8 protein-coding genes, 1 tRNA gene and 1 pseudogene are annotated in these 8361 nt (G+C 51.8%); 3 read left to right on the top strand and 7 right to left on the bottom strand.

The window, feature by feature from the left end:
- Positions 1 to 159 precede the first annotated feature (159 nt).
- The 3 genes from ABJQ89_RS05195 (at position 160) to ABJQ89_RS05185 (ending at position 1227) form a co-directional block, all read left to right on the top strand.
- Positions 160 to 234: transfer RNA gene (locus ABJQ89_RS05195), tRNA-Val, on the top strand.
- Between the two features lie 68 nt (positions 235 to 302).
- On the top strand, positions 303 to 428 hold the full coding sequence (ykgO, locus tag ABJQ89_RS05190; protein ID WP_348495204.1) for a type B 50S ribosomal protein L36: 126 nt from the start codon (positions 303 to 305) through the stop codon (positions 426 to 428).
- Between the two features lie 190 nt (positions 429 to 618).
- On the top strand, positions 619 to 1227 hold the full coding sequence (locus ABJQ89_RS05185; RefSeq protein ID WP_348495203.1) for a hypothetical protein: 609 nt from the start codon (positions 619 to 621) through the stop codon (positions 1225 to 1227).
- Between the two features lie 64 nt (positions 1228 to 1291).
- Here the strand turns inward: ABJQ89_RS05185 and ABJQ89_RS05180 are convergent, their stop codons facing one another.
- The 7 genes and pseudogenes from ABJQ89_RS05180 to ABJQ89_RS05150 form a co-directional block, all read right to left on the bottom strand.
- Complete coding sequence (locus tag ABJQ89_RS05180) at positions 1292 to 2488, bottom strand: phenylacetate--CoA ligase family protein (protein ID WP_348495202.1); 1197 nt, start codon at positions 2486 to 2488, stop codon at positions 1292 to 1294.
- A gap of 44 nt (positions 2489 to 2532) precedes the next feature.
- A complete protein-coding gene (locus tag ABJQ89_RS05175) occupies positions 2533 to 3357 on the bottom strand; it encodes an ABC transporter ATP-binding protein (RefSeq protein WP_348495201.1) in 825 nt (274 codons plus the stop codon).
- A gap of 74 nt (positions 3358 to 3431) precedes the next feature.
- Positions 3432 to 4706, bottom strand: a complete 1275-nt coding sequence (locus ABJQ89_RS05170; protein ID WP_348495200.1) for an ABC transporter substrate-binding protein — start codon at positions 4704 to 4706, stop codon at positions 3432 to 3434.
- A 69-nt stretch (positions 4707 to 4775) separates the two neighbouring features.
- Positions 4776 to 5852 carry a branched-chain amino acid ABC transporter permease gene (locus ABJQ89_RS05165; protein WP_348495199.1) on the bottom strand — a complete coding sequence of 359 codons (1077 nt, stop codon included), beginning with the start codon at positions 5850 to 5852 and terminating at the stop codon, positions 4776 to 4778.
- 71 nt (positions 5853 to 5923) lie between these two features.
- A complete protein-coding gene (locus tag ABJQ89_RS05160) occupies positions 5924 to 6910 on the bottom strand; it encodes a branched-chain amino acid ABC transporter permease (RefSeq protein ID WP_348495198.1) in 987 nt (328 codons plus the stop codon).
- 36 nt (positions 6911 to 6946) lie between these two features.
- A complete protein-coding gene (locus ABJQ89_RS05155) occupies positions 6947 to 7765 on the bottom strand; it encodes an ABC transporter ATP-binding protein (protein WP_348495197.1) in 819 nt (272 codons plus the stop codon).
- Between the two features lie 10 nt (positions 7766 to 7775).
- Positions 7776 to 8361, bottom strand: a pseudogene (locus ABJQ89_RS05150) (long-chain fatty acid--CoA ligase); the annotation flags it as partial.

Below are 8361 nucleotides of genomic sequence, written 5' to 3'. Positions count from 1 at the left end.
CGTGACATGAATGCTCCTATCCCTGTCTTGAATATAGACTGATAGAGACAATTATCAAAAGCCCTTGATCCTCTCGGCGACTCCTTTTATAGCCCCCTTACCGGCGCGGAATTTCGCGCCCCATTTTTGTTTGGGGCAAGGGTTTTTCGCAGGTTTCATGGGCGATTAGCTCAGTGGTAGAGCACTTCGTTGACATCGAAGGGGTCACAAGTTCGAACCTTGTATCGCCCACCATGAATTTTTTGCCCATTTGGGCGCTAACCATCGAGGCGCACGCAGCGCCGCGTAAGAGGAGAAAACCGATGAAGGTTAAAAACTCGCTCCGCTCGCTGAAGTCGCGTCACCGCGACTGCCGTATCGTGCGCCGCAAGGGCCGTGTTTATGTGATCAACAAAACACAACGCCGCTTCAAAGCCCGTCAGGGCTAAGAGCTACTAGCTTTTGAATTAGTTTAGGCCGTCTCTTTTGAGGCGGCCTTTTCTTTTGGGAAGGAAGGGTGAATTAATTCAGTGCTTAACTGCAAATATTTTCTAGAATTAGGCAATGCAAATTCAGTTGAATTTGGAATAGCCTGTAAAACCACTGCTAAAGCGATAATTCATTCGAAAGATTCGTTGTATGAGCATTGAAGATATGGACGTCGATCTCCGAGAGCGCATTTTTCTAATAGGAAATATTTCTTCGCGCGCCGCCTCTCTACAGGGTTACCTTGAAAGAGCATTCGGATTGATTTGCAACGCAGAAGAACCGCAAGTGGCGATGGCAGCAATTAGGTCAATGACATCGAGTGCTGTTCAAATCAGACTAACGGATTCCGCTCTGAAAGCGCAGTTTCCATTAGATTTGTACGAAGATCTTCATTCTGATTGGCGCGCAACCCGCCAAATACTGGAAAAAGTATTCAAGGTAAGAAACAGCCTTGCTCATTCGGTCGCAGTTGCCCAGTTGGAAGACGATGATGAGTGGACAATCTTATCGCTGTCTTCTTCCAATGACATTGGGAGTGACGTTGTCACGGAACATCTTAAAAGGCACCAGGGAAAGCCTGAGAACTTTGAATTTGGCGCATTTGCTTGGAATCTAGCTCGAGATGCGGAGACTAGTATCCGAAATTTAATATCCAGCCTTGAGGAAAATGGACGAATTGAGGCACTCCGACGTGCGAAAGAGCTCGAAGAATTCCGTGCCAAAAAACCTCCTATAAATGAAGGTGATATCTTCTTTTGACACTGGGCTTCCTAATTCGATCGCGAACAATGAAAAGGATTCTAATTGAAAATTCACCATGGCTTCAATCGTAACTACGCTGATCCTCGATCACCAACCCATCGCGCGGCAACTCGCCGAGGCCGACAACTTCAATCGCGCCCTTCATTTTGAGCGTTGATTGTACGGCGTTCTCAAACGCACTCGCATCGCCAGCGCTGCTTTCGATTTGTACGGTCAGTACGTCTTTTTCATCGGCGCGCGTCGCGATAACACGGGCGCGGGCAATGGCGTCGTGGCTTGCGACCAAATCCGCGACCTGTTCGGGGCGCACGAACATGCCCTTAATCTTCGTCGTTTGATCCGCGCGGCCCATCCAGCCCTTAATGCGCATATTGGTGCGCCCGCATGGGGATTGACCCGCCATCACAGCGCTTAGATCACCTGTCGCGAAACGGATCAGCGGGTAGTCGGGGTTGAGCGAGGTGACGATGACCTCACCCACTTCGCCCGGTTCCACAGGAGTGCCCGTGCCTGGAATAACAATTTCAACAATGACGCCTTCATCGACGATCATGCCCTCTTGGGCTTGGGACTCATAAGCCACGTTGCCGAGGTCCGCAGTTGCATAGTTTTGCAGGCAAAGAATGCCGCGATCTGCGTATTCTTGACGCAAAGACGGGAACAACGCACCACCGCCAACAGCGGCCTTCGTGATACCCAGCGACACGCCCATTTCATCGGCTTTATCGAGTATGACTTTCAGATAATCCGGTGTACCCGCGTATCCGGTCGTTCCCACATCCTTTGCCGCGCGCACTTGCAGTTCGGTTTGACCCGTGCCCGCAGGTAGCACAGTCGCGCCAACAGCCCGCGCGCCGTTTTCAAAGATCGAGCCAGCAGGCGTCAGATGATAGCCAAAGCAGTTCTGAACGATGTCGCCTTGCCCTATGCCTAAGGCATGCAAGAACCGACCAATGCGCCACCAATCATGGCTGACACCACCGGGTTCATAAATCGGACCGGGGCTTTGGAAAATATGTGCAACGTTGGAAACTGCCATGCCGCCAAACGGAGGGTTCTGAGACTGCCACTTCACCAGTTCCGATTTACGCAGAACAGGCAGTTTCACCAAATCATCAAGCGTGCTGATGCCAGTTACATCAAGACAGCTGTCCTTCGCTGAATTCGCGCGCGCCAATTGTTCCAACAAAGCCGCGCTTTGCTCAGCAATGCGTTGATCGGTGGAACGGGTTTCTAACGTATCGAAATATTTAGTCATGTGGCTGCTACGCTCGCAAATAAGAGGGGTCTTTTAGGGGTAGATCAGCTCAACCAACGTTTGCGGCGGCGATAGGAACGCACGTCGCGGAACGATTTTCGACCCTCATCGGACATGCCCAGATAGAATTCTTTCACATCCGGGTTTTCGCGCAATTCAGCCGCAGGACCATCCATCACGACACGCCCGCTTTCGAGGATATACCCATAATGCGCATAGCGCAGAGCTACGTTTGTGTTCTGCTCAGCCAGTAGAATGGTCACGCCCTGCTCTTCGTTGATCTTTTTGACGATTTCAAAGATTTGCTCAACAAGCTGAGGAGCGAGACCCATTGAAGGCTCATCCAAAAGGATCGTTTCAGGGCGCGACATCAAAGCACGGCCCATCGCAACCATTTGTTGCTCACCGCCAGAGGTGTAGCCTGCTTGCGATTTGCGGCGCTCTTTCAAGCGTGGGAAATAGTTATAAACCATCTCAAGATCAGCGGCGATCGCGCCTTTACCGTCCTTGCGCGTATAGGCGCCGGTCAGCAGATTCTCTTCAACGGTTAGGTGTTCAAAACAGTGACGGCCTTCCATCACTTGGATGACACCGGAGCTCACGAGATCAGCAGGATCGCGTCCCGCCAGATCATTGCCGCGATAGCTCACTGTGCCTTTCGTGATATCGCCGCGTTCAGATTTCAGCAGTCCTGAAATTGCCTTAAGCGTTGTGGTCTTGCCAGCGCCGTTGCCGCCCAAAAGCGCAACGATACCGCCCTTTGGCACGCTGAGGCTCACGCCCTTCAACACAAGGATCACGTGATTATAGATCACTTCAATGTTGTTAACTTCGAGCAAATTTTCCGTGGTCGGAGCAGCATCTAGCATGTCAAACGCCCTGTACTAAATTGGGTGGGAAATGGTCCGGCCAACCAAGGCCAGCCGGACCAAAAGAGGCTAAATTAGCAGCCTGCTTCGATGTTGTTTTCCGCAGCATATGCTTCGGAGTCCGCATCGATCAGTGGCTGGATCACGTCCATGTCAGACTCTGAGAAATCAGAGATCAAAGACCATGTTTTCGCAGCAGCATCCCATTGCGTCATACCAACGAGACCTGGGCCACCGTGGTTTTCACAAGAGACGGAGAACGATGGACCAAAGCCTGGAAGGCCAAGGCCTGCCATTTTCTCTTCGGTGATTTCCAGTGCTTCCATGCCATCACGCATCATTGCTGGTGTGATGTCCATTTCGCCGTGGATGCTTTGTGCCGTTTTCACAGCTTCAGCAGCCAACATCGCCGCATAGAGACCACGGTTATAAAGAACCGTACCGATTTGATCGCCAGCGCCGGCCGCTTTGCCTGCATCTACAACGTGCTTCTGGATGTCCGCGAAGACTGGGAAGTCGTTGCCAACACCGTGGAACGTCAACGCTTTGTAGCCGTTCGCTTTATCGCCTGCTGGAAGAACGTCGTTCTCAGAACCAGACCACCAGATGCCGATGAAGTTTTCCATGTTGAAACGGATGTTTGCAGCTTCTTGAACCGCAACTTGGTTCATAACGCCCCAACCGTACATGATCACGAAATCAGGCTTTTCGCGGCGGATTTGCAGCCACTGTGATTTCTGTTCCTGACCAGGGTGATCAACCGGGATCAACGTCAGATCATAACCGTGCTTTGCAGACAGCTCTTCCAATGTGCGGATAGGCTCTTTGCCGTAGGCAGAGTTGTGATACACGAGCGCAACTTTTTTGCCCGTTAGGTCACCTTGGCTCATCAAATAGTTGATCGCGCCAGACGCACCGTTCCAGTAGTTCGCAGGGTAGTTAAAGACGTTGCTGAACACTTTACCGTTTGCAGCAGACGTACGGCCATAACCCATTGAGTGGATCGCGATGCCGTCAGCTGTCGCTTTCGGGATCAACTGGTACGTAATACCTGTGGACAGTGGTTGATACACAAGCGCGCCTTCAGCCTTCGTAGACTCGTAGCACTCAACACCCTTTTCAGTGTTGTAGCCTGTTTCGCATTCCAGAACGCGCGTTGGGATGCCGCCGATGCCGCCATCACGCTCGTTGAGCAGTGTGAAGTAATCCGCATAGCCATCCGCGAACGGAATACCACCAGCCGCATATGGGCCCGTGCGATAGGAAAGTGATGGGAACACAAGATCCGCCATTGCGGGGCCTGCTGCCATCAGCGCTGTTAGCGCCATAGTTGTTAGTTTCATTTTCATCGGGTTTATCCTCCCATGGTTATTCCGATGTGTGGGGCATTCGCCCCTTATAGAACTTCGGCCCAGCACTTAGTGCGGGAAGGGCCAAAGGCGTAGTTTCTCTTTCGCAACGCGCCACAGTTGGGCAATGCCGTGTGGCTCTGCGATGAGAAAGACGATGATCAATGCGCCCACGATCACCAAATTAAAGTGTGCAACGATATCTGTTGGCCAACCCAAGAGATCCACACCGATCAGCTTCAGAAGAACCGGCAGCAACACAAGGAAAGCAGCGCCAGCGAAAGAGCCAAAGATCGATCCAAGACCACCGATGATGATCATGAAGAGCACGAGGAATGACTTCTGAATGCCAAAGACTTCACCAACTTCAACAGCGCCAAGGTAGACCGCGAAGAACAGCGCGCCCGAGATGCCAATGAAGAAACCGGAGACCGCAAAAGCGCTCAGCTTCGCACGCATTGGATTAACACCGATGATTTCAGCAGCAATATCCATGTCGCGGATCGCCATCCATTTGCGGCCTTGCATGCCGCGCGTCATATTGCGCGCCACGATGGCAGAGATCGTTAGGAAGACGAGGCAGAACAAATAGGTTGCCCAAGCATCTGTGTTCGCACCCGTGACAGGCACACCAAAGACGAAACGCTCTGGTGCGTTGATCTGACCAGACGCTGAATAGTTGTAGAACCACTCGACCTTGTTGAAGAGCCAAACCAAGAAGAACTGCGCCGCCAGTGTCGCAACCGCGAGATAGAAGCCCTTGATCCTGAGGGACGGCAAACCGAACGCGGCGCAAACTATTGCTGTAATGCCACCCGCGGCAATCACGTGGAAAAAGATGTTCACATCAGGGAAGGAGGTCATCAGCTTGTAGCAGGCATAAGCGCCCACAGCCATGAAACCACCTGTACCCAGTGAAACCTGCCCACAATAACCCGTGAGGATATTCAATCCAATTGCCGCAATCGAATAGATCAGAAACGGCAGCAGGAATGCATTTGCCCAATAATCATTGATGATGAATGGGATGATGCCAAAGGCAACAGCGAGAACCACATAGTACCGATACCGGTCAAACTTGATCGGGAAGGTTTGGTTGTCATCTGTGTAGGACGTCTTGAAATCGCCCGCTTCACGATAAAACATCTAAAGGTCCTTCATCTTTCAAGTTAAACTTTGGGGGAGTCGCGTAGGCGGCGGGGGCAAAGCCCCCTCTTCTAAACCCTCTCAATGATCTTCTCCCCGAATAGGCCTTGGGGACGGAACACCAAGAAGATGAGAGCCAGCACATAGGCGAACCAGTTTTCTGTCGCGCCGCCCACCATTGGGCCAATCGCGAATTCAAAGAGCTTCTCACCAACGCCGATGATCAAGCCACCGACAATCGCACCTGGGATCGATGTAAAGCCACCCAGCATCAGAACCGGCAGAGCCTTGAGTGCGATTAGGGAAAGCGAGAATTGAACGCCCGACTTCGTACCCCACATGATGCCTGCAACAAGTGCGACGAAGCCGGCAACGGACCAAACCATGATCCAGATGAAGTTCAGAGAAACACCCACAGACAGCGCCGCTTGGTGATCATCCGCCACAGCCCGCATTGCGCGGCCTTCTTTGGAGTATTGTGAGAAGATCACAAGCGCAGCCACCAACAACGCAGCAATCACAGTCGCAACGATATCGAGGTTGTCGATGAAGAAGCCGTAATCGAAAATATTGTAGGTCGTGAGATCAATCCAATCGTTGATACCTTGCGGCAGTCCAACATCAAGCTTCTTGATCTCAGAGCCCCACATCAGATCGCCCACACCTTCAAGGAAGTAGGCCAGACCGATGGTTGCCATGAACAGAATGATCGGTTCTTGCCCGACCAAATGGCGGAAGATGTACCGCTGCACGATCCAAGCAAACAGGACCATCACAGCCATGGTTATCAAGATCGCAAGCAGCGCAGGAACGTGCCAGCCAAAGTGGTGGATCTCCGTTCCAAAGACCGCGTTAATGATGTGACTAAAGGGCACTTGCCCTTCCATGATACCGACCAGCGTCAACGCTGAAAACAGCGCCATGACACCTTGGGCGTAGTTGAAAATGCCGGACGCTTTGAAGATCAAAACGAAGCCCAGCGCGACGAGCGCATAGAGTACCCCGGCCATCAGGCCATTGAGGAACACTTCCATCGCAAAGACGAGTTGTTCGGGCATCAGCGTGCCTCCATCATGTAAATAGTGTAGGCGAAATTAGTCATGTGCCACCCCCAGATATGCATCGATAACCGCTTGGTTATTGCGAATATCGTTCGGTGTGCCGTCGCCAATTTTCTTACCGTAATCCATCACAACAACGCGGTCGGAGAGATCCATAACAACGCCCATATCGTGTTCGATCAGTGCAATCGTGGTGCCAAACTCATCGTTCACATCGAGGATAAAGCGGCTCATGTCCTCTTTTTCCTCAACGTTCATGCCAGCCATTGGCTCATCGAGCAGTAGAATGGACGGTTCGGACACCAGCGCACGCGCCAATTCCACACGTTTCTTCAAACCATAAGGCAAGCGCGCAACCGGCGTTTTGCGAATGTGTTGAATTTCGAGGAAGTCGATGATGTTTTCCGCCTTTTCGCGGTTCTCGACTTCTTCGCGCTCTGCTTTGCCTTTCCAAATGGCTTGCGACAGCAGACCTGAATTCATTTTGTTCAACCGGCCGGTCATCACGTTGTCCAGAACTGTCATGCCTTCGAACAAAGCAATGTTTTGGAATGTACGTGCGATACCCTGCTGAGCCACCTCATACGGTTTCATCTGCGGGCGCGGTTCACCCTTGAAAAGCACCTGACCCTCTTGCGGCACGTAAAAGCCGGAGATCACATTGAGCATCGATGACTTACCGGCGCCGTTCGGGCCAATGATTGCGCGAATTTCGCCTTGGCGAATATCGAACGAGATGTCCTTGATCGCGACCACACCACCAAATCGCAATGTGATGTTTTTCATTTCCATCACCACGCCGCCAATCTTGCGGCCGTCCTCGGTGACGTATCCTTCTGCATTATCCAGCATCATACGTTCCTTATTCAGCAGCAATCTTGGAGGTTGTCACAGGCACAACCTTCGCGTCACGAATTTCCAATGTCGCGGTGATCTTACCCTTACGACCGTCTTCATAGGTGACTTCCGTTTCGGTGTAGATTTCGGACGAACCGTCATAAAGCGCAGTTACCAAATCGTTGAACTTTTCACCGATGATCTTGCGGCGCACTTTCAGTGTACGTGTGAGTTCACCATCATCCGCATCCAGCTGTTTGTGCAGCACGAGGAAGCGGTGCACCTGACAGGCCGATAGCATCGGATCTTCGGCAACGGATTTATTGACCGTCTCAACATGCTCTTGGATCGTCTCAAGAACGCGAGGGTGTCCCGCCAATTCCTGATAGGAGGCATAGGCGATGTTGTTTCGCTCTGCCCAGTTACCAACCGCATTCAAATCGATGTTTACGAATGCCGTGCAATATTCTTTGCCGGCTCCGAAGACGACAGTTTCCAGGATGTTGGGATAGAACTTGAGTTTGTTCTCAACATACTTCGGCGCGAACATTTCGCCGCCTGCCATTTTGGCAACGTCTTTTGCGCGGTCGATGATGCGCAGGTGGCCAGTA

The sequence above is a fragment of the Planktotalea sp. genome, assembly GCF_039984035.1.
GTDB lineage: Bacteria > Pseudomonadota > Alphaproteobacteria > Rhodobacterales > Rhodobacteraceae > Planktotalea.
Note: the sequence above shows the minus strand (reverse complement) of the source record. Positions and strands in the feature narration are given on the sequence as shown.